Origin of the sequence: Methylobacterium sp. 190mf (assembly GCF_900107945.1) — a bacterium.
Classification (GTDB): Bacteria; Pseudomonadota; Alphaproteobacteria; order Rhizobiales; family Beijerinckiaceae; genus Methylobacterium.
Window position 1 is genome coordinate 1 of sequence record NZ_FNVI01000038.1, and the last position, 24,545, is coordinate 24,545.

The 24,545-nt window shown below is 64.4% G+C and carries 16 protein-coding genes and 4 pseudogenes; 5 read left to right on the plus strand and 15 right to left on the minus strand.

The window, feature by feature from the left end; translation table 11 throughout:
• From C4T42_RS32585 to C4T42_RS28550, 3 pseudogenes are all read right to left on the minus strand, one after another.
• A pseudogene (locus C4T42_RS32585) lies at positions 1–235 on the minus strand (hypothetical protein); the annotation flags it as partial.
• 233 nt (positions 236–468) lie between these two features.
• Positions 469–660 (minus strand): annotated as a pseudogene (locus C4T42_RS28545) (IS256 family transposase); the annotation flags it as partial.
• 677 nt (positions 661–1,337) lie between these two features.
• Positions 1,338–2,605, minus strand: a pseudogene (locus tag C4T42_RS28550) (IS3 family transposase).
• A 319-nt stretch (positions 2,606–2,924) separates the two neighbouring features.
• Between C4T42_RS28550 and C4T42_RS28555 the strand changes: the two are divergent.
• Entirely contained in the window at positions 2,925–4,049 is a 1,125-nt protein-coding gene (locus C4T42_RS28555) for a phenylacetaldoxime dehydratase family protein (protein WP_081636588.1), read from the plus strand.
• Between the two features lie 1,421 nt (positions 4,050–5,470).
• Here C4T42_RS28555 and bhcD read toward each other — a convergent pair.
• The 4 genes from bhcD to bhcA all read right to left on the minus strand — a co-directional run bounded on the left by bhcD (position 5,471) and on the right by bhcA (position 9,826).
• On the minus strand, positions 5,471–6,436 hold the full coding sequence (gene bhcD, locus C4T42_RS28565) for an iminosuccinate reductase BhcD (protein ID WP_103986320.1): 966 nt from the start codon (positions 6,434–6,436) through the stop codon (positions 5,471–5,473).
• A 66-nt stretch (positions 6,437–6,502) separates the two neighbouring features.
• A complete protein-coding gene (gene bhcC, locus C4T42_RS28570) occupies positions 6,503–7,666 on the minus strand; it encodes a 3-hydroxy-D-aspartate aldolase BhcC (RefSeq protein WP_103986321.1) in 1,164 nt (387 codons plus the stop codon).
• Between the two features lie 11 nt (positions 7,667–7,677).
• A complete protein-coding gene (bhcB, locus tag C4T42_RS28575; protein ID WP_020096325.1) occupies positions 7,678–8,625 on the minus strand; it encodes a beta-hydroxyaspartate dehydratase BhcB in 948 nt (315 codons plus the stop codon).
• Positions 8,626–8,638: 13 nt separating this feature from the next.
• Positions 8,639–9,826, minus strand: a complete 1,188-nt coding sequence (gene bhcA / locus C4T42_RS28580) for an L-aspartate--glyoxylate aminotransferase BhcA (RefSeq protein WP_020096326.1) — start codon at positions 9,824–9,826, stop codon at positions 8,639–8,641.
• Positions 9,827–10,184: 358 nt separating this feature from the next.
• On the opposite strand from bhcA, the gene C4T42_RS32925 reads away from it, so the two are divergent.
• Positions 10,185–10,319, plus strand: coding sequence for a hypothetical protein (locus tag C4T42_RS32925; protein ID WP_020096327.1), 135 nt, complete (start codon positions 10,185–10,187; stop codon positions 10,317–10,319).
• A 3-nt stretch (positions 10,320–10,322) separates the two neighbouring features.
• Complete coding sequence (locus tag C4T42_RS32930; RefSeq protein ID WP_348529881.1) at positions 10,323–10,814, plus strand: IclR family transcriptional regulator; 492 nt, start codon at positions 10,323–10,325, stop codon at positions 10,812–10,814.
• A gap of 214 nt (positions 10,815–11,028) precedes the next feature.
• Here the strand turns inward: C4T42_RS32930 and C4T42_RS28590 are convergent, their stop codons facing one another.
• The 7 genes from C4T42_RS28590 to C4T42_RS28620 form a co-directional block, all read right to left on the minus strand.
• The gene (locus tag C4T42_RS28590; RefSeq protein WP_081636589.1) at positions 11,029–11,724 is read right to left on the minus strand and encodes a 2OG-Fe dioxygenase family protein; all 696 of its coding nucleotides are present in this window, start codon (positions 11,722–11,724) and stop codon (positions 11,029–11,031) included.
• 276 nt (positions 11,725–12,000) lie between these two features.
• Positions 12,001–13,383: a cytochrome c gene (locus tag C4T42_RS28595; RefSeq protein ID WP_103986322.1), complete on the minus strand. Its 1,383-nt coding sequence runs from the start codon at positions 13,381–13,383 to the stop codon at positions 12,001–12,003.
• 10 nt (positions 13,384–13,393) lie between these two features.
• Positions 13,394–15,169: a GMC family oxidoreductase gene (locus C4T42_RS28600; protein ID WP_103986323.1), complete on the minus strand. Its 1,776-nt coding sequence runs from the start codon at positions 15,167–15,169 to the stop codon at positions 13,394–13,396.
• 2 nt (positions 15,170–15,171) lie between these two features.
• Positions 15,172–15,819, minus strand: a complete 648-nt coding sequence (locus C4T42_RS28605; RefSeq protein ID WP_020096332.1) for a gluconate 2-dehydrogenase subunit 3 family protein — start codon at positions 15,817–15,819, stop codon at positions 15,172–15,174.
• Between the two features lie 100 nt (positions 15,820–15,919).
• Positions 15,920–16,246 carry a cupin domain-containing protein gene (locus C4T42_RS28610; protein ID WP_020096333.1) on the minus strand — a complete coding sequence of 109 codons (327 nt, stop codon included), beginning with the start codon at positions 16,244–16,246 and terminating at the stop codon, positions 15,920–15,922.
• Between the two features lie 274 nt (positions 16,247–16,520).
• Positions 16,521–17,813 (minus strand): MFS transporter, encoded by a 1,293-nt coding sequence (locus C4T42_RS28615; RefSeq protein WP_043713572.1) that lies wholly within the window; start codon positions 17,811–17,813, stop codon positions 16,521–16,523.
• A 160-nt stretch (positions 17,814–17,973) separates the two neighbouring features.
• Entirely contained in the window at positions 17,974–19,149 is a 1,176-nt protein-coding gene (locus tag C4T42_RS28620; protein WP_103986324.1) for an alanine--glyoxylate aminotransferase family protein, read from the minus strand.
• Between the two features lie 144 nt (positions 19,150–19,293).
• Between C4T42_RS28620 and C4T42_RS28625 the strand changes: the two genes are divergently transcribed.
• Together C4T42_RS28625 and C4T42_RS28630 are read left to right on the plus strand one after the other, a co-directional pair.
• A complete protein-coding gene (locus C4T42_RS28625; RefSeq protein ID WP_081636590.1) occupies positions 19,294–20,070 on the plus strand; it encodes a GntR family transcriptional regulator in 777 nt (258 codons plus the stop codon).
• A gap of 583 nt (positions 20,071–20,653) precedes the next feature.
• A complete protein-coding gene (locus C4T42_RS28630) occupies positions 20,654–23,554 on the plus strand; it encodes an FAD-binding and (Fe-S)-binding domain-containing protein (RefSeq protein WP_244603304.1) in 2,901 nt (966 codons plus the stop codon).
• Positions 23,555–23,938: 384 nt separating this feature from the next.
• Here C4T42_RS28630 and C4T42_RS32820 read toward each other — a convergent pair.
• Positions 23,939–24,249, minus strand: a pseudogene (locus C4T42_RS32820) (response regulator); the annotation flags it as partial.
• Positions 24,250–24,545 lie beyond the last annotated feature (296 nt).

The window sequence follows — 24,545 nt, forward strand, 5'->3', positions numbered from 1 at the left end:
TGATGAGAACCACGAGGTCGCCGAGCACCGGTGGCAACGCCTCGCCGAAGCGGTGGCGCCGTACCGCCTTCAGAAGGTCATCCCTCAAGCCGGTGGCGAGCATGTTGCCGCCGAGGCTATGGCCGGCCACCACGAGCTTATTGTGTCGGTCAGATCCATCCGGAGCCGGCCGCCTCAGCGCCGCCTCGACGGTGCGCAGCGCCGAGACTGCCGCCGGAGCGACCGCCTCGCTCACCGGCTTGCGGTCGAACAGCGTCGCGGCCGCCGACAGGTCGCCGAAAAAGCCGCCGAGCCAAGCCCCAAACCTGTCGCGTAGCCCGCGCTCGTCGACCCGCGCGCCGCGCCAGCCGACATAGATCGCCGTGACCTTCGTCTCGCATGCGCCCGCGTCGAATCGGCAACGTTCACGCAGGAAGCGCGCGGCGTGGGCCGCGTAGAAACGCAGATCCGCGACGTTGGCGTCACCTAGCCGTTGCGCGTGTTGCCGGTGTCCTCGCCCGCCAGATGATGGTCCATCTCGGCGTTGAGCGCCCGCTCGGCCAGGGCCTTCTTCAGCTCGTCCAGCAGGCCATCGGCCTCGAAGGCCGTCTTCGGATCGGCCCCGGCCAGGAGGTGATCCAGGATTGCGTCAGGGATGCGGGGTGCTTTGCGTCGTGCCATCGGGAACCTCCTTCGGGTCCACTATGGCCGCCCGCACACGAAATTCCTGACAGTCCCCGATAACGGTTACGGTCGAAACCAAAATCTCGGCCTTTTGAAATCGATCAGAAAGAAAAAGTATATTAGCTGTCCCTGTCGCGAAGGCCCGCCCCAACCGGCCTGCGGCAGGCGGCCTGGGTGCTGTGATGCAAAGCTCGACCCAGGCCGCCGTGTATACCGTCCCATGGTGAGATCAGAAGGCCGTCAAACACACTCGCGCCCTTCGCTTTGAACTCCCAAACCGTCACGCCTCAGGTCCGACCCGGGATCGTCCGGTATCCCACGAAGCGATCGAACACGATCCGATCACCTGCGACGGCGGCCGCCGGCCGCTCGGTCATCATTAGAAGGCCTGCATATTCCACACGCAGAAGCCGTGCTCCGGACGGACGCCGAACAGCTGCTCCGCTGTCTAACCGGACCTCGTGGTTCGGAAGGCGCGACAATCGAAGCCAACGCCGGCTGGACCGACATGTCTTGGCTCCTGCGTCGGCTGGGTTCCAAACCGCGATCGGGACCTTGCCCCCTCAGAAACCCTGAGACGCCGCGTATGGCAGGATGCCCGCGAAAGCCTAGTCATCTTGCTCGAGATGCGACCGGGTGTACCGCCTGCGGATTGTGAGACACCGATCTGAAGCCTACGCGGCGATGGCCGCGGGTGGAAGCTGCGCGGCGCGGATATCGGCCGGTGGCCGGAACCCGTGTCGCTCTATCAGCCACGCCTCATTGTAGAGATCCCGGAACGCCAGCAGGCCGTGGCGCAGATCCTCGACCGTATCGAAGTGCTCGACCCACAACAGGTTCTCCTTGAGGATGCGGATGAAGCGCTCGGCGCAGCCATTCCCCTCCGGGGCGCGCACGAAGGCGGGCGAGCTCGCGATGCCCAGGAACGCGAGCTCGGTCTGGAAGGCGTCCGCCATGTACTGGCTTCCGTGATCGTGCCGGACGCTCAGGCCGGAGGCGATCTCGGCCGAAAAGCCCCGAAGTGCTGCCGCACCCCTTGGCGGATCGGCTCCAGCGCCTCGAAGCGCGTGGCCCGGCGGGCCGCATGGATGCCCACGCACTCGGCCGAGCAGTGATCGATGGCCACGAACACCGCGACCTGCCCCTCGGCCGTCCAGGTGGTGGTCAGGTCGGTGCCCCACATCGTGTCGACCCGGTCCGGGATGATGGTGCCGTCGTGGTTGCGCGGACCGCGCGGCGTGCCGACCCGCGTGGGGGCCAACAGGTCGTGGGCGCGCATCAGGCGCAGCACCCGGCGCTTGGAGGTGCGCACGCCCTTCATGCGCAGCCGTGCCCAGACCTTGCGATGGCCTTCGCCGTGAAAGGGGCTGTCGGTCAGGATGGCGCGGATCCGCAGGAGCAGTGCGGCATCCGGCATCGCCCCGACCGGGCCGGGCCGCCGCGCGGGATCGGACCCGGCCTCCGATCCGAGCCCTGAGCGGGGCGGTGAGAAATGCCGGTGGACGGTGGCGCGCGACACGCGCCAGATCCGGCACACCCGAGCCAGCCCGTAGACGCTGCCGCTGGCTGGCGAGACGGTCCGGCTCATGGCCGCGACCGCCTGCGGGCCAATGGGCCGGCGCCACGCGCCTCCAGGGCGGCGACCTTGGCCTCCAGCAGCTCGCGCTCCAGCAGCATCTCGCCGAGCTTGGCCTTGAGACGCCCGCTCTCCAGCGCCTCTGCATCGAGGGGCCGGGTGGACAGGCTGGCCTCGCCCGCCGCCAGGAAAGCATCGCGCCAGCCCGACAAGGCCGCCGCCGTCACGCTCAGGCCGCGCGAGACGCTCTCCAGGTCCTCACCACGCGAGAGGCCGCAACACCGCGTCCCGCTTGCGCTGCCGGGACATGCGCCCACCCCGGCCAGGTCCGACCGCACCGGCAACCGCTCCTGTAGTCGTCGTCATCGTTCTCACCCCTGAGGCGGAGACCGTCCGCTAACGGGGTGTCTCAAGCAACCGTGGGGCGGAGGACGGGCGAAGCGCCGTGGGCTGTCTGCCGATCCAACGGCGACGCCGCTGCGCAGGAGGCCACGGGCGACGGCCGCGCGAGCGGAAATGAGCCGTCCGAACTCTGGGGGTGCCCAAGCGCGCAGCTTTGGGGCGCGGATCCCCGGGCCCCTGGAGGCGCGCCGGCATTTCTGCAGGCACGGTTGCGCGGATCCGGTGGTGAATCCGCGTCGGAAACCAGGCATCATCCCCCGGTCCAATCCCTGGGAATGTTGCGATGGATGCGAGATCCGCCGAAGCCGAACCGTCTCGCGGCGCACGCGTGCTCGATGCCGCGCCCTCTGAAGCCGTAGGGCCCGCCGAGCGCCTCGCCCCTTTGCGCAAGCCGCCCGGTTTCGCCCCCGCGGTCCAGCGCTGGTCGTTCCTGCTGCCGGCTGGCGAGGCGGGAATGCATATCGCCTTCTTCGGCGCCCAGGCAGAGTCCGAGACCGAACTCGGGCGCCATCCGATGCGGGATTGGATCCGCACCCACCTCGCGGGCCATGTCAAAGGCCCGACCTGCCTCGACCACGCCCGTTCGCGCCTCTCAGGCGGCCGCGTGGAGCACGTCGTTTGCGCCTACTGGGTGTCGGCGGAGCGTTTCGAGGCTTGGCGTGCGGACGCCGAGGTGGAGAACTGGTGGCACGCGCCCGAGCGCCTCGCAGGACCTCACGGAGCTTGGCGGGAAATTCTGTGGGTGCCGCGCGAGCGCCAGGAGAGCATCTACTGGAAGGATTACCCCGCCGGTCTCATGACGAGCCCGGACGTCGCAATCTTCCCGACCCCTTACTGCGGCTATTACGGCGCCATGCGGGATCGGCTTCCCGCCGCCGCGTCCGAGTCGCTCGACGCACCCGATGAGGCCGGGCTGGTGCCCTGTCGGGACCGGGTCGGTTACGGGGAGCACTGGTCAGTGCGGCCGCCGCACAACCTCGCCCTGATCCGCTCGGCCAACACGTGGGGGCGCATGGATGCGGAGCAGCGCGCCGACTATGAGGCCAAGCTCCGTTCGCCCCTGGAAGCCGGCATGGAATACTTGGCCGACAACCCACTGCCCTCCGGCTGCGCCTGCATGCGATGGCAGGGAACCACGGACGCGGACGGGCGTGCCGAGCCGGAGGCGCACGCCCACGCTTACTTTCTGTCTCTGCGCCACATGGAACGCTGGGCCGAGGATCACGCCACGCACGCGGCGATCTTCGGGGCGGCCATCCAGCGCTACCGGCATTACGGGCCGCGGAACCAACTCCGGACCTGGCACGAGGTCTACGTGCTTCCGGGAGGCGGCCAGCGCATTGAATATCTCAACTGCGACCCGCGGACTGGTCTCCTGCCCTGGTTCGAGGCCGAGCGCGTCGCCTGAGGAGGCCGCGGCCGTCAGAGTGGCTGCGACGCCGAACGCCCGCGCGGCCACTCAGCCCGTATGGGCGATACGGCCCGGGCCCTGCTATTGGCGCCAGCTTGTTTGCGCGATCGCGCATCGACACCACAACAGCGAACTGAACAGCCATGCCGACGGCCAGGCAGCAGACGTGCGAGGTGAAGGTGGACGGAACGTGGCGCCCCGCCACCCTCGCCGAGGCACGTAGCCTCTACACAATGGCGCAGAAGCAGTGCCTAGCCTGCTATCGTCAAGTCATTTCCACCGGGACGTATGCTGGTGCGGGCCGTTTGAGCCGCAGCGCCGCCGGGTGCACACCGGCTATCCGCTTAAGCCCGAGACGTACACACAGGGGCTGAGCCCGGAGCGCGTGCAGACGCTGATGGGGCATGCCTCGATCCACCAGACGTTTGACCAGTACGGCTACCTGTTCGAAGCGCAGGAAGACGAGGCGGCCATGCTGTCCGGCGTTTGAGGAAGGGCTTGTCGAAAACACTTTATGGAACACGGGGGCAACACGGACCCTGTAATTCGCTAGTTCTGCTTTGAGCTACTTGAAATCATAATTCTCTGCTCGATAGACTATGATCGAACATAAGCCACGCTGTCCAACGCATCCGTATTCAGCTTAAGTCAAGAGTGGCCGGGCCCCTCTTTCTGCAGACATCCTCGGAAGCGTTAGGCTGCGCTCGGCTAGTTCCAGCCTGCCGGTTTCGCACTCTCTTTCGTTGCACTTGATCAGCCATGCACCCAGGGTGCGCGTTGCTTGTCTGCGCGGCGTAGCCGTTGCCGTGCAAACTATTTGCGACAGTCCATAGGCAAGGCCAAGTCTGACCATTTGCGAAGTGCACGCGTCCCGTGTTCAGCCTCATTCGGACCGCTCATCATGCGCAGCGGAATGCCATGTTCTTCCGCGGCAGAGACCGACATCACCGAGTCGCCCGACGCCATCGAATAGTCGATCTCAGGCCCGAGCCACGACGTTCCGCCAAACCGAGGCGCTCTAATTCGTGACAAATTTTGATAACGCTCGAATTACGCTCGGTACTTGGAATACCAGACCTGATTTTTACCACCGAAGTGCTCATAAATTGATCAGTCATGGCGTTAAAAACCTTCCTTTCGCTTTCGCTTAGGTGATTAGTGCTGCACAATTTAGCCATATGATTGCAATTAGTTATTGCGTTGGCGCGCGGCAGAATGGCTTCATTGCTGAAATAATGAGAGTAAAAGATCTCGCATGGACTAGTATCACTCGTTTCAGGACCAATCGGATGCCGATCGGCGCTCCTGCAGCTCTCGGCTTCAATCCCTTCGGAGGGTGACGCCTGCGGCTGAAGGCCCATACAAGACTACCGAAAAAGCATTTTGACGTCGGCGGTCTATGACCATGCGAAATGGACTTAAAAATCGATTTCCCTCGCCACCCCCCGAGCAATCGCTAAGTCGACTGCAGTCGATGCGACAGCCAGGTCCTGCAGCCCGACGCCGGTGCCGTCGAACAACGTGATGTCCTCGGGCGACCGACGGCCTGGATGGGCACCGTTGATGACGGATCCAATTGCGACGATGTCGGTGGCAGCTAGCAACCCCTGTGCGACGGCGTGTTGAGCCTCACCGATCGATGTCGCCTGCGCGATCTCGTCGGTGAACACACTGGCCTTGGCTAGGAGTTCGGCCTCGACCTCTTGCTTCCCCTTCGTGTCGGTTCCCATGCAAGCCAAGTGGGTGCCGGGGCGGACCTGCGCGGCCTTCAGGATCGGCGCAAACGACGAGGTGATGGTGATGATCACGTCCGCCTCGGCGCCGAGCCTGTCGAGATCGACCGCCTCGAACGGGATGCCCCGCTCGACGGCAACGGACTCTAGCCGACCGAGCGCCGAGGGTTCGATGTTCCAGCCGACGACTTTCTCGAAGCGCCTTTGGTCGAGCGCGGCACTGAGCTGGAATGTCGACTGGTGGCCTGCGCCGATCATGCCGATGACCCGAGCCTCGGGCCGTGCCAGGTACTTGATCGAAAGCGCGGAGGAGGCCGCCGTGCGCAAGGCGGTCAGCAAGTTGCCTCCCACGATAGCTCGACAGCAGCCCGTATCGGCATCGAATAAGAAGATCGTCGACTGATGGTTCGTGAGTCCTTTCTCGACGTTGCCTGGCCAGAAGCCCCCAGATTTGAGGCCTAGGGCCAAGCTCTCGCGGTCGAAGCCTGATTTAAACCCGTAAAGGGCATCGGCGTGACCAATCGCCTCCCGGACGACCGGAAAATTGTAGGCCTTCCCCTTTGCCATCGAGGCGAAGACCCCCTCGACCGCGGCGAAGCAATCGGCAGGCGAAACGAGCGTGGCTATTTCACGTTCCGATACGATGATCATGGATCGTCCTCATCGCTATACGCGGGGGGCGCCCCCCACGCGTCGAGACCGCGGTCCGTGCAGTAATCAGTAAGCCTTACCGCGAGCCGAGACCGGCCAGAGCGTCTCGACTTTGCCGTTGCGGACACCGACGTACCAATCGTGGACGTTGCAGGTCGGGTCGCAGTGCCCTGGCACCAGCCGCAGCTTCTCGTTGATCTTGAGCACGCGGCCCGAGTCCTCGACGACGCCGTGCTCGTCCGAGCACTTGACGTACTTGACGTCGTCTCGGCCGAAAACGAAAGGAAGCCCGCTGTCGACGGACTGCGCCTTCAGGCCCGCGTCGACCACCGCCAGGTGCGGTTTGGCATGGCTCATTACCGACGTCAGGAGGAAGAGGGCGTTCTCCCATTCGCCACGGTCGATGCGTTGGCCGTCCTTGTCCTGGATGCGGCCGTAATCGGCGTCCATGAAGGCGTAGGACCCGCACTGGAGCTCGTTGTAGACGCCTGAGTTCGACTCGAAGTAGTAAGATCCGGTCCCGCCGCCCGAGACCAACTCGGGTTCGAGACCGACCGCCTTGAGCGCGTCCACCGACTCCTTAACCTGACCGATGGCGGCGTCGAGCTTCGCCTTGCGGTCCTCGTAGCCGTCGATGTGCTGCATCGCGCCCTGGTAGGCCTGCAGCCCCTTGAACGTCAGACCCGGCGCGGCGGCGATCGCTTTGGCGATCTCCACCACCTCCGGGGCCGTCTTCACGCCGCAGCGACCCGCGCCGCAATCGATCTCGACGAAGCAGGCGATCGTCGTCCCGTGCTTCTCCGCCGCGGCGGACAGGTCCGTCACGTTGCTCACGTCGTCGACGCAGACGATCACCTTGGCCCCGTACCGGGGAAGCCGCGCCAGACGGTCGATCTTGACGCGATCGCGGACCTGGTTCGAGATCAGGATGTCCTCGATCCCGGCGCGGGCGAACACCTCTGCCTCCGACACCTTCTGGCAGCACACGCCGACCGCGCCCCCGAGCTGCATCTGAAGCCGGAGCACGTCGACGGACTTGTGCATCTTGCCGTGGGCGCGGTGGCGCATGCCGTGCGCGCGCGCGTAATCCCCCATCTTCCGGATATTACGCTCCAGCGCGTTTAGGTCGAGGATGAGGCAGGGCGTCTGGATGTCCGCCTCGTCCATCCCGGGGATCGCGGGGACGTCGTACCCGACCTCAAGGTCGGCGGCGTTCAAGGGTGCGTTCATCGGTGTTCTCCTCAGTTCCAGGGCAGCTTGTCGAGATCGACATTCCCGCCGGTAATCACCACGCCGACGCGCTTGCCGGCGAACGTGTCCGGGTTCTTGAGTACGGTGGCCAAGGCCACCGCGCTCGAAGGCTCCATGACGACTTTCAATCGCTTCCAGATCAGCTTCATCGCATCGACGATCTCGCTCTCGGAGGCGGTGTGAATGTCCGAGACGTTGTTCCGGACGAAATGCCAGGTGAGATCTTTCAGCGGGACCTTGAGGCCGTCAGCCACGGTGTTCGGCGCGTCATCCGCGATGATGTGACCGGCCTTCAGGCTGCGGAAGGCATCGTCGGCCTGCTCGGGCTCGGCGGCGTAGATCGCGACGCGTGGCGAGAGGGACGACAGCGTCAGGCAGGTTCCGGAGATCATGCCGCCGCCGCCGATCGGAGCCACCACCGCGTCCAGGTCCTCGACCTGCTCGATCAGCTCGGCCGAACAGGTCGCCTGACCGGCGATCACCCACGGGTCGTTGTAGGGGTGGACAAACTCCGCGCCGGTCTTGGCCACCACCTCCGCGAAGACGGCTTCCCGGCTTGTCGTCGACGGCTCGCACTCCACCACGAGCCCGCCGTAGCCCCGGACGGCGTCCTTCTTTGCCTGCGGAGCAGTGCGCGGCATCACCACTGTGCAGGGGATGCCGCGGCGCCCGGCCGCGTAGGACAGGCACGTGCCGTGGTTGCCGCTGGAATGGGTGGCCACCCCCTTTCGAGCCTGCTCATCGGACAAGCCGAAGACGGCGTTGGATGCGCCCCGTGCCTTGAAGGCGCCAGCCTTCTGGAGGTTCTCGCATTTGAAGAACAGGTGTGCACCTGCCAATTCGTCCAGCACGCGGGAAGTCAGGACCGGTGTCCGATGAATGAAGGGCGCGATGCGCTTCCGGGCGGCCAGCATGTCGTCCAGTGTCGGGATGTACATTGTCGTCGCCTCCCTAAGCGGCCAGTTGAGCCATCGCCGATCCCTTGCGGTAGTATTCCTGGGCCGCCGCGACCCCCGCCCCCAACTCGACGGCCGCGCCGAGATCGGCGAGGACCATCTCGGCTGCGGCGATCCCAGAGAGCGCCATGACGTCCGTGAGGCTGCCCAGGTGGCCGATACGGAAGACCTTGCCCGCGAGCTGGCCCAGACCCGTCCCGAACGCGACCCCGTACGCGTCCTGCGCATGCCCCACGAACCGGTCGGAATCGACACCGTTGGGCAGGAGGATCGCGGTCACGGTGTCCGAGTACAGTTCCGGCCTGGCGGCGCAGACAGTCAGGCCCCATGCGGCGACCGCTCGCCGGACGCCTTCCGCGATCCGATGGTGGCGCGCGAAGACGGTCTCAAGCCCCTCCGCGAGAAGGAGGTCGGAGGCCACCTTCAGGCCGTTGAGCAGGCCGACCGGCGGCGTGTAGGGGAAGCGGCCATTGCCATAGCTGCCGCGCATGTCGCGGATGTCGAAGAAGGTGCGCGGCAGTTGGGCGTGCTCGGCGGCCTGCGCGGCGCGCTGCGAGCACGCGACGATGGCCAGGCCGGCGGGCAGCATGAAGCCCTTCTGGCTGCCGGCGACTGCCACGTCGACGTGCCAATCGTCCATCCGAAAGTCCATGCAGCCGATCGAGCTCACGCCGTCGACGAACAGCAGGGCAGGATGTTTTGCCGCGTCGAGGGCTCGCCGTACCGCCGCGATGTCGGAGCGCACGCCGGTGGCCGTCTCGTTGTGTGTAGCGAGGACCACCTTGATTGTGTGCCCGCGGTCGGCCGTGAGGATTTCCTCGTACCGGTCGGCCGGGATCCCTTCACCCCAGGACTGCTCAACGACCTGCACGTCGAGCCCGTGGCGATGGCACATGTCAATCCAGCGATGGCTGAACATGCCGTTGCGCGTGGCCAGGACCCTGTCGCCGGGGGACAGAACGTTGGTGATGGCCGCCTCCCATCCACCGGTTCCGGTAGAGGGGAAGACGAAGACCTCAGCCTGCGTCGTCTTGAGGACGCGCCTTACGCCTTCGAGAGCTGGCCGCAGGATGTCGCCAAAGATCGGACTCCGGTGGTCGATCGTCGGCATGTCGACCGCCTTACGCAGCACCTCCGGAATATTTGTTGGACCCGGGATAAAGGTCGGATTCTGGCCGCTCATCTTGGCTCCTCCAATCTCCGCATCGTAGCTCGGTAAACCAGAGCTGTAAATTTTTTTGGAAATGTTTTTCATTCGACGCAATAGCATCGTTTTATGCATTTAAATCAGCCGTTTGAGATTTTTTATTGCGCCGCTCAAACTCTCGTGCTGAAAAGTTTTTTCATCGCAGGGAAGGTGGACCAGTCAACATGACGATTCGACGAAGAGGATGTCCGAAGGGCTTGAAGGGCGCTGACGGAAGCCCCGGCATTCAGGCTTTGGACCGCGCTCTCGACGTGATGGAGACGCCCGCCAAGAAGGCATCACCCTGTCCAAACTCGCCGCGCGTCTGGGCAAGTCCGCGGCGACGATGCATCGCGTGCTGACGACGCTCGAGCAGCGCAAGTACATTGAGAGTGAACCGAAGACTCAAGATTGGTTCGTCGGCCCCGCAGCCTTTCGTCTGGGCTCGGCGTTCCTCAGGCGCACCAACATCTTCGAGCGGAGCCGTTAAGTGATGCGAGACCTGATGATGGCGACAGGCGAAACCTCGAATCTCGGCATCGAGCGCAACGGCGAGGTGCTGTTCGTCAGTCAAGTCGAGTCTCACGAGACGATCCGCACTTTCTTCCCTCCCGGCGCCAGTTCCCCGCTCCACGCCTCGGGCATCGGAAAGGCGCTGCTCAGCGGGTTCGACGAAGAGCGTTTTGAGAGCTTCGTTCGCCGGACGCACCTGACCAGTTTCACCGACAAGACGATCGTCAACGCCGATCGGCTGCGAGAGGCTGTTCGACAGATCCGCCGACAAGGCTATTCTTTCGACGACGAGGAACGGACTACCGGTATGCGGTGCGTTGCGGCATTCATTTCGAACGGTTACGGCGAAGCGGTAGCCGGCATTTCCATCTCGGGCCCGACACCTAGGCTGCCCGATGACAGGATTCGTGAGATCGGCGCGCGGGTGGTCGAGGCGGCCCGAGAGGTTTCGCGGCGACTCGGAGCCGAATGAGGCACCGCCACACTCTGGCTTCGCTGACCGGTCGTCTCGCGGACAATCGCGGTCATCGGCCCCAGACAGGCCCACGACATCTATCGGCGGGGAGCTCCGCTCTTCGCCAATCGACTTTCGCGACCACTGGGCGGCGGGCGTCCACCGAGCACGCCGATCCTGGTCGACGGCCGGAATCGGCGCAGACGGGTTCGTCGGGGCATGCGACAAGGGATTACGACCTCACAAAGGTCAAGACGAGGACGTCTCGATGGGCTGCGCGACTAAGGTCGAGGACCGTGATTGGACTCACGCCGTGCATGAGTCTGCGATCGTCCATGAGGATCGCTTCGAGGGGAGAACTCATCTCGATCCGAGCTATGTCATTGCCGTGCGCATCGGTCAGGGCCGTCGCTCCACCCGAGACGTTCTCCCGATCGACCAACAAGGTGACGACCCAATCGACGCCGTCGCGGTGCATCCCTTCCGGGGTCGGCAACCCCCTGCCGTCGCCTTCCGCAACGATCCGAAACTGATGCATCTCGATATGCCAAGACGGGGAGGCGACACATCTCGACGCGTGTTCGAATATGCGCGTGAATGCTGAGATGAAGCATCTCAACAACGCGCTCTGCCCAAAATCATTGGTAACCGGCGCAAATTTTCGCGAAACACCGCCATTCAGTTTGTTGTGCACCAACTTCTGATAGTGCGGAGCGTCCGGCAATCTATGTACATCTTGCCCACGAGCCCGGTAAATCGCATGGCGCCGGAAGCGGTATCGCCCGCCGTCGCCCATGAACGCGTCACGCTCAAGATCGGCCCAGGTGTTGGAGAAGGCATGCCATCCGGCATCACCGTCAACGCCGACGATCCGGGCGACATCGGCCGAGGATAGATGGATGAATCCACTCTCGGCTAGAGCATCCACCGCGCGCTCAGAGGTCGCAATCGGAGGTGATATCGGATGTGTGGACAATAAAGACCTCCCCGATTTGTCCAAGACGGTGGCTTTTCTAGCGATCGAAACGGCTATTTCTGCGACAGATTACCTCGGTCGAGATGATAGATATCGTCGCGAAACTGCGCGTTGCCATCTGACGTCGACCATGCGGTGATGTATGTCCAATACTAGGAGCCGAGCTCCCCTCCCTGTCGGATCGTCGCGGACTCATCAGACCGGGTTCCGTCATCCCGTGGCATTTCGCTAGCGCCCCTCGATCGATGTCGCCTGACGCTGGACATCGTAGTCGTCACGGTTGCGCTCATGCCGGAGCGCGCGCCTCACGTTCGAGGCGAAGCTGGCCGAGACCGGCCCGGCGGCATTGCCCCAGGATTGGCGAACGAACGTCGCGAGATGCGCGACCTCCTCGTCGCTCAGCCGCCAGCCGAACCCCGGCATGCCGAGGTTCGACGGCGCGGCATGGGTCGAGGCCATTACACTCCCGTCGAGGATCAAACGGATTAGGCTGACCGGGTCCGCCGAGTGCACGGTCGGATTGCCGGCGATCGTCGGGAACGCGCCGGAGACGCCGAGACCGTCGGTCCTGTGACATGCGGCGCAGTTGTCGACGTAGAGTTCGGCGCCGCGCCCGGCCTCGTGACCTCGGGCGAGGTCCCGCGCCGTGCTTCCGTCAGGCGCATAGGTTGCGGTCGTGGGCCCGGCTGCCAGGGTCTTCAAGTAGATGGCGATTGCTTGCAAGTCGGCCGCGTCGAGGTGCTGCGTGCTGTGGACCACGACGTCATTCATCGGGCCACCGACCACGGCGTGGCCGCGGTTTCGACCTCCGCGCAGCGTTTGGACAATGTCGTCGGCCGACCAGCGACCCAACCCCGTGGAGTGCTCTCCGCGCAGGCTGACCGCGAACCAGCCGTCGACGACTTGTCCGCCCGAGAGATAGGCTTGGTCGGTCTCGTCCAGCGCCTTCTCCTGAAGCGTGAGCGCGCGCGGCGTGTGGCACGCGCCGCAATGGCCGGCCGCCTGCACGAGATAGGCGCCGCGCGCAACCTGAGGGTTGGCATAGCGGCCGGGGTCGAAGGCCGCCTCGCCAGAGCGCGCGAACGCTTTGCGCCAGAGGGCCAAAGGCCATCGGATCGACAGCGGCCATGTGATTTCATTGGCGCGTCTGGCCTCACGGACCGGTTCGACGCCCTGCATGAAGAAGGCGTAGAGGGCTCGCACGTCCTCGTCGGTCAGCCGCGCATAGGAGGGATAGGGCATCGCCGGAAACAATGTCGTGCCGCCCGGCACGATACCGTGACGGATCGCCCGGTCGAAATCGTCGAGGCCATAGGCGCCGATCCCGGTCTCGCGATCGGGCGTGATGTTCGTGCTGAAGATCCGTCCGATCGGTGTCTCCATGGGCAAGCCTCCAGCGAACGGCTTGCCCCCTGGCGCCGTGTGGCAGGCGACACAGTCGCTCGCAGTGGCGACGTAGCGACCGGCCTCGATGAGCGCCCCATCCAGCCTCTGATCGGCGATCCGTCGCGTCTCGGTCGGCCACAATGCGGCGGCGTAGGTGGCGCCGAGCCCGACAAGCCCCAGTAAGGCCACGCCGAGTCCCGCCTTGAGGATGCGCGGATGCTTCATCGGACGCACCTCACGCCTGGACCAGGGGGCCGGGATTCTTCAGGTACTGGGTCCGGATCGTCTTGGCGGACCAATAGGTGAGCGCACCGACCATGCCTGTGGGGTTGTAACCGTTGTTCTGGGGGAACGCGTTCGCGCCGGGCACGAAAACGTTGTGGACATCCCAGGATTGAAGATAGCGGTTGAGAGGCGAGTTACTGGGGTTCTCGCCCATAATCGCACCGCCGCAGGTGTGCGTGCTCTGGTACTGCGTGACGTTGTACTTTGATCCCGGTTTCTTCGACTCGACGGCCATCGATTTCGGATTGAGGACGGCACACATCTCCTTCGCCTTGCCGACGAGGAACTGCGCCGCCTTGATCTCGTCATCGTGCCAGTTGAACGTCATGCGCAGGAGCGGCCGCCCGAACCCGTCCTTGTAGGTCGGGTCGAGGTCGAGATAGCTGTCGCGGTAGGACATGCAGGCGCCCTGCACCTCGTAATAGAAGCTGTGCCGGAACACGTCCCGCACGCCTCGCTTCCAGGCGCTGCCCCAGTTGGGCACACCTTCCGGGGTCTTGATGCCGCGCACAGGGCCGCCCCCGGGCTGCCGGGCCCAGATCACCCCGCCTCCGACGAACCCGGCCTTGGCGTTGTCGAGCTGGTTGCCGTTGAGGTCGTCGAACACCGCGCCGCCGCCGCCGATCCCGACGAAGCGATTGGCCTGCACGTCCTTGTCGAAGAACAGGTCGATCCGGTTGAGGTTCTGGTACGAATAGTTGCGCCCGACCGTGCCGGTGTTCGACACCGGGTCATAGGGCGTGCCGATGCCCGAAACGAGCATCAAATGCACGTTGTAGAGGGAAAAGGCGCACAGCAGCACCAGCGAAGCCGGCTGCTCCACCTCCTGTCCGGAAGCGTCGAGATAGGCCACACCCGTCGCCCGCTTGCGATCGGAGTCGAGGTTGACCTTTATGACGTGGGCATTGACCCGCAACTCGAACTCCTTGCGACGGCGAAGCACCGGAAGGATGTTCACGTTCGGGCTCGCCTTGGAGTAATTCAGGCACCCGTAATCGCTGCAGAACCCACAAAAATTGCACGGACCCATCTGGCATCCGTAGGGATTCGTGTAGGCATCGGACGTATTCGAAGCCGGGATCGGATAGGCATGGTAGCCCATCTCGTTCGCAGCCTTGTAGAACATCTCGGCACCGAGATAGTTTCTGTTCGGCGGAAGCGGAAATTCACGCGTGCGGGATCCCTCGAATGGGTTTCCGCCCGCGACTTGCTGGCCATTCAACACGCCCGCCTTGCCGGAAGTCCCGCACACGTACTCGAAGTGGTCGAAGTGTGGTTCCAGCTCGTCGTACGTCACAGGGAAATCCTGGATCGTCATCCCTTCGGGTATGAAGTTCCGACCGTATCGCTGCTCGATGTTGCTGCGCAGGCGAAGATCTTCCGGGAGCGCGCGGAAGTGGCATCCGGACCAGTGACTCCCTGCACCGCCCACTCCGGTTCCGGGCTTGAACGAGCCCATCTGACGGTAGGGTACTGCGACGTCGTTCACGCCATGCCGGATCGTCACCGTCTCGCGGGACAGGCTTTGCAGGTAGCGTCGGTGCACCGAACCTTCGAGCTCATCGACGACGCGCGGGTAGGAGAAATCGGGCTGCGTATCGCGGTCCGGGCCGCGTTCGAGCACGACGACGTGAAGGCCGGCGTCGGTAAGCTCCTTGGCCATGATCGCTCCGGTCCACCCCATGCCGACGATCACGGCATCGACGGGTTTTCTGACAGTCGTCATGGTCAGGCCCTCCGGCCGGCGAGATCGACAGGAGGAAGTGGATAGGGCTTGTCGCGAACCTCGACCCAATCGTGGAAATCGGCCCGCATGCCGGGGTAACCGATCATCTTCCACGAGCCCATGCCGCGGTTTCCGCCGTGCTTGGGATCGCTGAAGTACCCGTTGCGCACCTCGGTCAGGAGACTGACGAAGAAGGTGCGCGACGGTACATCGTCGAGGGCAATCTTCGCCGTCTCGAGGCCGCGAAGCACGTCCTCCTGCTGTGCGAATCCGAGTTCGGCGAAGCGGCGTCCCGAGAACGAGGCTGCGCAATGACGGTCCACGGCGGCCATGCCGACGCGGATGATGTCACGCAAGGCGAGGCGTCCCTGGTAGCCGAATTCCGGGGGGGCCTTCAGGAAGGGTCCCTGCATGTACCAGATGTCGCCGGCCGCGTAGGGCGTCTGCATGTGACGGTCGAGGAACTCCGGGACGCCGAGCTCGACCGCCCCCGGACCGATCTCGTCATGGGGGATCAGGCGATCGCAGGCCGCGTGCAGGAAGGCCCATTCAGTCGCATTGAAGAAGGTCGGCACATACTCGACCGGCGTCGTTGCGACGGCCCGTCCCGCCAGCGGGACCGACGGGAGAAGTGCCAGCGTCCGCAGCAAGCCTCTCCGTGACGGCTGCTCCGTTCCGCTCTTTCGATGGACGCTGTCGGACATCAAAGTTCTCATCGAAAGTGAACAAATGCGTTCGCGTTCCGAAGTCTTAAGGAGCAGGGGCCTGCAGGGGCTTATCCTTGTCGACCACGTAGACGGACAGGATCTTGATCGTCCTATCGGCTGCGACCGTGTATCCGGCATGCGGGACGCCTCGCGGGTTGATGCCGTGCTGGCCGGCTATCCGGTCCTGGTCCCCCTTGCCGGGGGCGGAGACCGTGCCGCCTTCGAGGACGTAGAAAATCTCCTCGCCGTGGTGGAAGTGGCGGGGCGAGGTTGCGCCGACCGGGAACTCCACGAGTTGGACGATGATCTCCTTGTTCTCGACCCCGGACACGGGGGCTCGGCTCAACTCGGTCCGCCTGATCTCTGTCATCGGTTTCTCCTGCGATCGTCCGGTTTCGAGTCCGGCTAGGACGAAGAGAGCCGCGAGCACCGCCACGTGTCTCGCGCGGAACGCTCGCCTCGGCGGCGGGGGAGCTCGCCGTCCGTCGCGGTCGTTCATGAGGGCCGTCCTGTGTCCGGATGGGGCTCGTCGTCTCGCCGAGGGCCGACGAGGAAGCGTGGAGCGGGGGCTCGAAACATCCGCGAGACCTGCGTACCCCCGCGTGGGGCGTCGACCCAGCCGACGTCCCGGGATCATCGAGCGCTCATTGGGCCGGCACGCCGACGGGCACAGGGGAAGGCTCCTCCTTGAACGGCCGCTCCGGGTGTATCGTGAAGGCCATCCCGGCCCCGAGAACGAGCAGCCCGATGGATCCGGCGAAGGGCAGAACCCAGTTGCCCGTCAGGTCGACGATCAGGCCGAAGGTCAACGGCGAGACGATTGCAGCTAAAGCTGAGCCGAAGTTCATCAGGCCGCTCGCCGTGCCCGCGTACTGGGGCGCAATGTCCATCGGCACCGACCAGATCGGACCGATGACAAGTTCGAGGAAGAAGAAGCCGCCGGAGAGAAGGAGCGCGATCAGCGTCAACTCCTTCGTAAAGAAAACGCCGCCCAGGCACGCGGCGGCGCCAAGCATGCCGAAACAGATGACGTTCCGTCGTGCTTTCTGGAGGTCGCCGGTCTTCCGGAGGATCTGGTCCGAGATAACGCCGCCCAGCGTGTCGCCGACAACGCCCGCGAAGAACACGCCGGACGCGAACAGGGCAGAGTTCTTGATGTCGAGCCCGTAGCCATCCTTGAAGAACGACGGCAGCCAGTTGAGGTAAAGCCACAGCGACCAGCCATAGCAGAAGTAAGTAATGGTGACGGGCGCCATGCGCGGCACCAGCCGCCGCCACGGCACGTGCGGCTTCAAGCGCGCAGCAGCGTCGCGGACCGGGAGACGATCCAGGTCCGCCTGGGTGATCGCCTTATGCTCGCGCGGGTCGTCCCGGTAATAGATGTACCAGACCACGACCCAAGCGAAGCTGCCGATCCCGAGGATTACGAAGGACTCGCGCCAGCCGAGCAGCGTCATCAGCAGCACGACGATCGGAGGTGTCACGGCATTGCCGAGCCGGGCGAACGCATGCGTGATGCCCTGCGCAAAGCCCCTTTGGTCCTTGGCAACCCAGGTCTGCATCGCCCGCGTCGCCGTGGGGAAGGTGGCGCCCTCGCCGAACCCGAGGATGAAGCGTGCGAGGAACAGGGACGTCACACCTCCGACAAACCCGGTCGCGATGGTGGACGCCGCCCAGATCAGGCCGCAGATGAAGAGGGTGCGCCGTGCGCCCCACTTGTCGGCCATCGCGCCTCCGATGATCTGGAAGACGGCGTAGGGATAGGCGAAGGCCGAGAAAATCAGGCCGAGTTCGGTGTTCGAGAGACCCAGTTCCGCCCTGATGGCAGGGGCCGCCGTGCCAACGTTGACGCGGTCGACGTAGGTGATGAAGTACATCAAGCAGAGCAGAAACAGCACCATGCCCGGCGCCGTGATGCGTCGTGGTATTGCGATCATGTGGTTTCCTCCTTGGCGCAGGCCGTGCCCGCCGGATCTTGACGTCCGGTCGTTGCCAGCGGCGGATTGGTATTCTGCGGGCGCACCGAACTAGGCGGTGGATCACTGGAAGCTGTGGTGAGACCCCTCGATTCTCAGTGATCTGCTGTCGCGGCCACGCTCAATCGTCGAGGGCCGAGCGCAAGCTCGTCATCGCTGCGAGGACACCCCCGCGCTGGTGCGGGATGTGGGCGGCATGAAGCCCCATCTCGACGCCGGAGAGCGCGCCCATCAGGGTCAGGTCGTTTGTCTCGCCAAGGTGGCCGATGCGGAAAACCTTGTCGGTGAGCTTACCGAGGCCGGCACCGAGGGACATGTCGAACCGGTCAAGCACGACCTTACGGAAGACGTCGGCACCGGTGCCGTCTGGCATCATCAGGGCGGTAAGCACGGGTGAGTACTCGGCCGGCTCCTGGCACAGGACTTCGAGGCCCCAGCCCTGCGCTGCCGCGCGGGTAGCGGCGGCGAGACGCTGGTGGCGGGCGAAGACCTGAGGCAAGCCTTCCTCGCGCAGCATCGCGATGGCCTCACGCAGGCCATAAAGTAGGGTCGTTGCGGGGGTGTAAGGGAAGAAACCGTTCGCGTTGGGCTTCAGCATTTCTGCCCAATCCCAGTAGGACCGCGGCAGGGTGTTTGATCGCGAGGCGGCCAGAGCTTTCTCCGAAACCGCGGTGAAACCTAGGCCAGGGGGGAGCATGAGCCCCTTTTGTGAACAGCTCACCGTGACGTCGATCCCCCACTCGTCGTGGCGCAGATCCGCCGAGCCGAGGCCGGAGATTGAGTCGACGAGGAACAGCGCGGGGTGGCCCGCCCGGTCGATTGCCTTTCGGATCTCAGCGATCCGGCTGGTGACGCCCGTCGAGGTCTCGTTGTGAACTACCATCACCGCCCTGATCGCCTTGGAGCGGTCTTCCGAGAGCTTCGCCTCGACGATCGCGGGATCGGCCCCCCGTCGCCAGTCAGTTGAGACGAACTCCACCTCTACGCCCCACCGGGCCGCCATCTGACGCCAGAGCGTCGCGAACTGGCCTGTCTCGAACATTAGAACCTTGTCGCCCGCGTTGAGCGTGTTGGCGATCGTCGCCTCCCACGCCCCCGTCCCAGAAGACGGGTAGATCACTACGGGCCCATCCGTCTGGAAGACGGCCTTGCATCCTTCCAGGACCTCCTCGCCAAGCTTTTTGAAGTCCGGCCCTCGGTGATCGATCACCGGCATGTTCATGGCTCGCATGACGCGCTCCGGCACTGGGCTCGGACCGGGGATGTGAAGGAAATGTCGTCCGATGCGTGAGCTCATGATGGCCTCCCAGCCGCGCAGAATGTTGCATGCATGATTCGCCGGTGGGTTGGATAATTTGCATTCATTTTTTCGGAGAGCAAGTCCTTTCTGACCCGACTGCCGATAATCGACGGTCCGCACACTCGCTGCTATGTGTGTGCCATGCCACCGACCGCCCTCGATCATGCTTCGGATTGCTCGGCTTCCACGCAGGACGCTCCCGCTACGCCCGTGCCGGCGAAATCGACGCGGGATCGCGCGCAGCTCAGAGCGGAGGCGAGTCTTGCCTCGCTCCATGGAGAGGTGCTGTCGCGCCTGCGGGACTTCATCGTCGAGGGGAGCCTGAGCGACGGCGCCCGCGTGCCCGAGCGTCAGCTCTGCGAGGAGTTCGGTGTCTCGCGCACGCCCCTCCGCGAGGCCTTGAAGGTCCTGGCCTCGGAAGGGCTCATCGACCTTCTTCCGAACCGTGGCGCGCGCGTCCGCCGCCTCAGCGAGCGCGAACTGACCGAGCTGTTTGACGTCATAGGCGGGCTCGAGGCCCTGGCCGGGCGCCTGGCTTGCGAGAAGATCACCGAGGCCGAGTTCGCCGCGATCGAGACCCTGCACCACGAGATGTACGGCTTCTATCTGCGCCGCGATCTCAATGGCTACTTCGCCCGCAACCAGGCAATCCACGAGGCCATCGTCGCCGCTGCCGGGAACGAGGCGCTTCGTGCGACCTATGTCGGCTATGCCGGCCGCATCAAGCGGGCACGCTACTCCGCCAACCTTGACGCGCACCGCGACCGCTGGGGCGAGGCGATGCGCGAGCACGAGGAGATCCTCGATGCCCTCCGCCGCCGTGCCGGACGAGAGCTGAGCGACATCCTGTTCCGACATCTGCGAAACAAGCAGCGTGCCGCAGTCGAGCATGAGGCGCCCGCGGCCGTCGAAGTTTAGGTCGACTAACCAGCGCGCTCCTTCTGCGCGCCTTTTTCGGCTCGTTTTGTCGGCACGAGCTGCTCCTGTTGGTGATCTGCGGCATTAGCGCTCCCGATACCGCAACGTGCCGTGGCATGCGATTGGATGCCAGCGCGCATGAAATCGTCACATAAACAGAATTTTTTGAATGCATTTTGCAAAACGTTGGCGTAGCATCACATCCAGAGAGTGCGGGGCTGAGCGCATCTGCTCAGCTTGGCTCTGGGTTTCGCCGACTCGAAGCCGTTCTAACGCATCCCGTTGGGATCGATGATCCACGCAGACCTTCGGAACTCTCGGCAACGAAAAAAGATCGGGAGGTTTCAAATGTCAATGTATTTCCAAGATCATTCCGGCGCGCTGATTCCAGAGCACGCTACATATATTTTAGAACTGCTGTCATGTTTGCGAGACTGAGATCTCTGACGGTCGATCTGTGATTTTGTGTCAAGCGTATACCGGCAGGTAGGCTTCCACGGGAGCCGAGCAGCCGGGCAAAAGCCGACGTAGTTTGAACCCGAAAAGTGTGCAGGAAGCCTCGATGACCGGCCGATCGCAATCCATGGCTAGATCCAAGGATCTGTCGCGGGCTTTGTCACGCGTGCTCCAGGGCGAGGCGCGCTTCGACGCCTTCACCCGCGGGCGCTACGCCACCGATGCCTCAATCTATCAGATTATGCCGGCCGGCGTGGTGCTGCCGCGCTCGGCGGAGGACATCACCGCGACCTTGCAGGTCGCGGCCGAGTATGGCGTCCCGGTCATCATGCGCGGGGGCGGCACCTCGCAGAACGGTCAGCCGATCGGCTCAGGTCTCGTGATCGACTGCTCGCGCCATTTCAATCGGGTGCTTGACTACGATGCCCAGGCAGGCATCGTCACCGTCGAGCCGGGGCGGGTGCTGGAGCGCCTGAACACACACGTGAAGGGCGACGGCTGGTTCTTCCCCGTCGAGCCCTCGACGGCGACCCGCTGCACCATCGGTGGCATGGCCGGCAACAATTCCTGCGGCGCCCGCTCGCTGCGCTACGGCACGATGCGCGACAACGTGCTCGCCATGCGCGCTCTGCTGCATGACGGCGAGACCTTCGCCTTCTCGCTCATCGGCAACGACGCCACGGGCGTCGCCGGTTCGTCGCGGGTCGAACATATTGCGGCGCGGATGCTGCAACTCGCCCATGACAACCGGGACGAGATCGAGGCGCGCTACCCCAAGGTGCAGCGCCGGGTCGGCGGCTACAATCTCGACGCGCTGGTGACCGACCGGCCCAACCTCGCCCATCTCCTGGTTGGGTCCGAAGGAACACTGGCCGCGACTACGTCGGTGACGCTGAAGCTTTCGCGCCTGCCAAAGCACCGGCTGATGGGCGTCTGCCACTTCCCCTCATTCCGCGCGGCCATGGAGACGACGCAGCACATCGTCGCCCTCGATCCGGTGGCGGTGGAGCTGGTCGACAACAACGTACTGGTGCTGGGGGCCGATATCCCGCTGTTCCGCACCACGCTCGCCGACATCACCCGTGGCAAGCCGAACTGCCTGCTGCTCACGGAATTCGCCGGGGACGACCTCGACGCCCTTAAGCGTGACCTCAAGCGCCTCGACGCCTGCATGGCCGATCACGGCTATCCAGACGCGGTGGTCGAGGTCGTGGAGCCGTCCCGGCAGAAGTCCGTCTGGGAGGTGCGCGAGGCGTGCCTCAACATCATGATGTCGATGAAGGGCGACGCGAAGCCGATCTCGTTCATCGAGGACTGCGCCGTCCCCCTGGAACACCTCGCCGACTACACCGACGCTGTGACCGAGGTCTTCTCGAAGCATGGTACACGGGGCACGTGGTACGCCCACGCCTCGGTGGGCTGCCTGCATGTCCGCCCGATCCTCAACATGAAGGAGGGGGGCGACGTCCGCCGGATGCGAGCGATAGCCGAAGAGACCTCCGAACTCGTCCGCCGCTACAAGGGCTCGTACTCCGGCGAGCACGGTGACGGCATCTCACGCTCGGAATTCGTGGAGCCGTTGTTCGGCGGAACGCTCACCCGCGCCTTCGAGGCAGTGAAGGACGGGTTCGATCCAGAGAACCGGCTCAATCCCGGCAAAATCGTGCGGGCGCCGAAGTTCGACGACCGCAGCCTGTTCCGCTTCAAACCGGATTACGCCGTGACGGCGCCCGCCGAAACGGCCCTCGACTGGTCCGATTGGGGCGGCTTCGGCGCGGCGGTCGAGATGTGCAACAACAACGGCACCTGCCGGAAGCTCGCGGGCGGGGCCATGTGCCCCTCCTACCGGGTGACGAAGGAGGAGCAGCATCTTACGCGCGGCCGAGCGAATTCATTGCGTCTTGCCATCTCGGGTCAGCTCGGGCCCGAGGCTTTCACCAGCCCGGACATGAAGCGGACAATGGACCTCTGCGTGTCCTGCAAGGCCTGCCGCCGGGAATGCCCCACCGGCGTAGACATGGCCAAGCTGAAGGTCGAGTTTCTGCATCATTATCACGCTCGTCATGGGCTGCCGCTGCGAGAAAGGCTGATCGCGGAGCTGCCGCAATACGCCAAGCTCGCGAGTACGGTCGCCCCCCTTCTCAACTTGCGTAATAAGATGCCGTTGCTCGCACAGCTCGCCGAGCGTGTCCTGGGGCTCTCGGCGCGCCGCTCCCTCCCCGAATGGCGTCGGCCTTGGTCCGAGACCGGCGCGCCTGCTTCCGTGTCAGAAGTGTTGGGCGACGGGCTTGATGTTGTCCTGTTCGGGGACACCTTCAATCGCGCCTTCGAGCGCGAAAATCTCGAGGCGGCTGAGCGCGTGCTGCGGGCAGCTGGATACCGGCTGCACCGGGTCGCGTCGCCGGATGGGGGGCGGCCGCCCTGTTGTGGCCGGACTTGGCTCGCCTCAGGCCAGACCGATCAAGCACGTCGAGAGGCGCGTCGAACCCTCGATGCATTGGCACCTTTCGCCGAAGCCGGTGCGCGAATCGTCGGGCTGGAGCCGTCGTGCCTGCTAACCTTCCGCGACGAGTTCCAGTCTCTCGTGCCAAGTCAGGCGGCGAAAACTCTTGCGCGGCAAGCGGTGTTACTTGAGGAGTTGCTTGCCGTCGACCTGCCCCTGGGCCGCGTTAAACTGCGGTTGAAGGATCATGGAGGACAGGTGGCGCATCTACATGGGCATTGCCATCAAAAGTCCTTTGGAGCGATGCCCGCCGTCGAAACGGTTCTGCGCTCCGTGCCCGGACTGGATGTGAGGGTCATCGAGTCGAGCTGCTGCGGGATGGCGGGCGCGTTCGGCTATCGGGCGGACACGCTCGACGTCTCGCTGGCGATGGCGGAATTGTCACTGCTGCCAGCGCTACGAAAGGCGGGTCCAACCGATCTCCTAGTCGCTGACGGCACAAGCTGCCGGCATCAGATCCATGACGGGATTGGGCGCGACGCAGTGCATGTCGCTAGGATCCTTGATGATGCGCTTATGCCATGAGCACACCGCATAGTACGGCGATCCCTGACCCAGCTGGAACGCAATCCAGCATTTGTGCCAAATCTCGTGGATTGCAGCCGATCCGACAGCATCGCCACTTCGCAAGCTCGCATCATAAAGAGGTTGATTCTGGACCGCTCATGGCACCACTGCAATTGCATTGAGCTCTATCAACAGCGGCAGCAGATTTGGCGCGTGAGCCGCGACGCCCTGAGCCCGCCATCGCCGCCGCGTGGATGCCGCTTAAGCTCACGCTCGTGCAGGCCGCCCGCCACGATCGCCCTGCCGCGTCGAGGACCCCGATGGCGATCGACCGCGTTATGCTAGGCGGCGGATACAACACGAGGGGCGCGGACTGATCCAGCGCCAGCCCCCGCCGCCCCAATCGAGGTCGGAGGGCATACCGAGATAGTCATCGGCCTCGCTGTCCAACCCCGCAACCCGGTCCGTCACGGCGTCCCGCGCCGTCAACAACACCGCCGGGGTTCAGTCCCCTGCGGCGGAGGCCGCGCAACACGTCGAGACCTGAGCCATCGGGCAACATCAGGTCGAGCACGACCGCGGAGAACACGCTTGTGACGAGGGCCGCATCCGCGTTCGGGCAGTTGGCGAGGCAGTCAATTGTCGCCCCTCCCAAGCCAAGCCCTGAGGCTGCCGGATAGAATGGGGTCGTCCTCGACGACGAGGATGCGCATGCCTGCCTCCTTGAAGTCCCGTCATCGTCCAAGCTTGGCTTAAGCTTGGCTTAAGTTCCGTTTCCGAACCGAGGCAGACCGAGTTGTTGCGGATCCCGGTGGTCACTCATGCCAAACTTCCTCGCGCGGATCATCCTCGTCGCCGTTGCCTCGACCCTGGCGCTGGCCTGCTCACGAAGCCATGATGCTCAAGCCGGTCACGTGCACGTCATCGCGAAGGCTGACCTTAGAGACCGGTCGTGATCCGGTCGTTTCGGTACGTCGCACCCTCCCTGCTGCTCGCCTCAGCGCTCGAA

Bases quoted from the DNA above. Each gene is read 5' to 3' on its own strand.
- C4T42_RS28625 (WP_081636590.1), top strand. From the start codon at position 19,294: ATGCCACCGACCGCCCTCGATCATGCTTCGGATTGCTCGGCTTCCACG.
- C4T42_RS28555 (WP_081636588.1), top strand. From the start codon at position 2,925: ATGGATGCGAGATCCGCCGAAGCCGAACCGTCTCGCGGCGCACGCGTG.
- C4T42_RS28615 (WP_043713572.1), bottom strand. From the start codon at position 17,813: ATGATCGCAATACCACGACGCATCACGGCGCCGGGCATGGTGCTGTTT.
- C4T42_RS28610 (WP_020096333.1), bottom strand. From the start codon at position 16,246: ATGACAGAGATCAGGCGGACCGAGTTGAGCCGAGCCCCCGTGTCCGGG.
- C4T42_RS28595 (WP_103986322.1), bottom strand. From the start codon at position 13,383: ATGAAGCATCCGCGCATCCTCAAGGCGGGACTCGGCGTGGCCTTACTG.
- bhcC (WP_103986321.1), bottom strand. From the start codon at position 7,666: ATGAACGCACCCTTGAACGCCGCCGACCTTGAGGTCGGGTACGACGTC.
- C4T42_RS28620 (WP_103986324.1), bottom strand. From the start codon at position 19,149: ATGAGCTCACGCATCGGACGACATTTCCTTCACATCCCCGGTCCGAGC.
- bhcD (WP_103986320.1), bottom strand. From the start codon at position 6,436: ATGATCATCGTATCGGAACGTGAAATAGCCACGCTCGTTTCGCCTGCC.
- bhcB (WP_020096325.1), bottom strand. From the start codon at position 8,625: ATGTACATCCCGACACTGGACGACATGCTGGCCGCCCGGAAGCGCATC.
- C4T42_RS32930 (WP_348529881.1), top strand. From the start codon at position 10,323: ATGCGAGACCTGATGATGGCGACAGGCGAAACCTCGAATCTCGGCATC.
- C4T42_RS28630 (WP_244603304.1), top strand. From the start codon at position 20,654: ATGGCTAGATCCAAGGATCTGTCGCGGGCTTTGTCACGCGTGCTCCAG.
- C4T42_RS28600 (WP_103986323.1), bottom strand. From the start codon at position 15,169: ATGACGACTGTCAGAAAACCCGTCGATGCCGTGATCGTCGGCATGGGG.
- bhcA (WP_020096326.1), bottom strand. From the start codon at position 9,826: ATGAGCGGCCAGAATCCGACCTTTATCCCGGGTCCAACAAATATTCCG.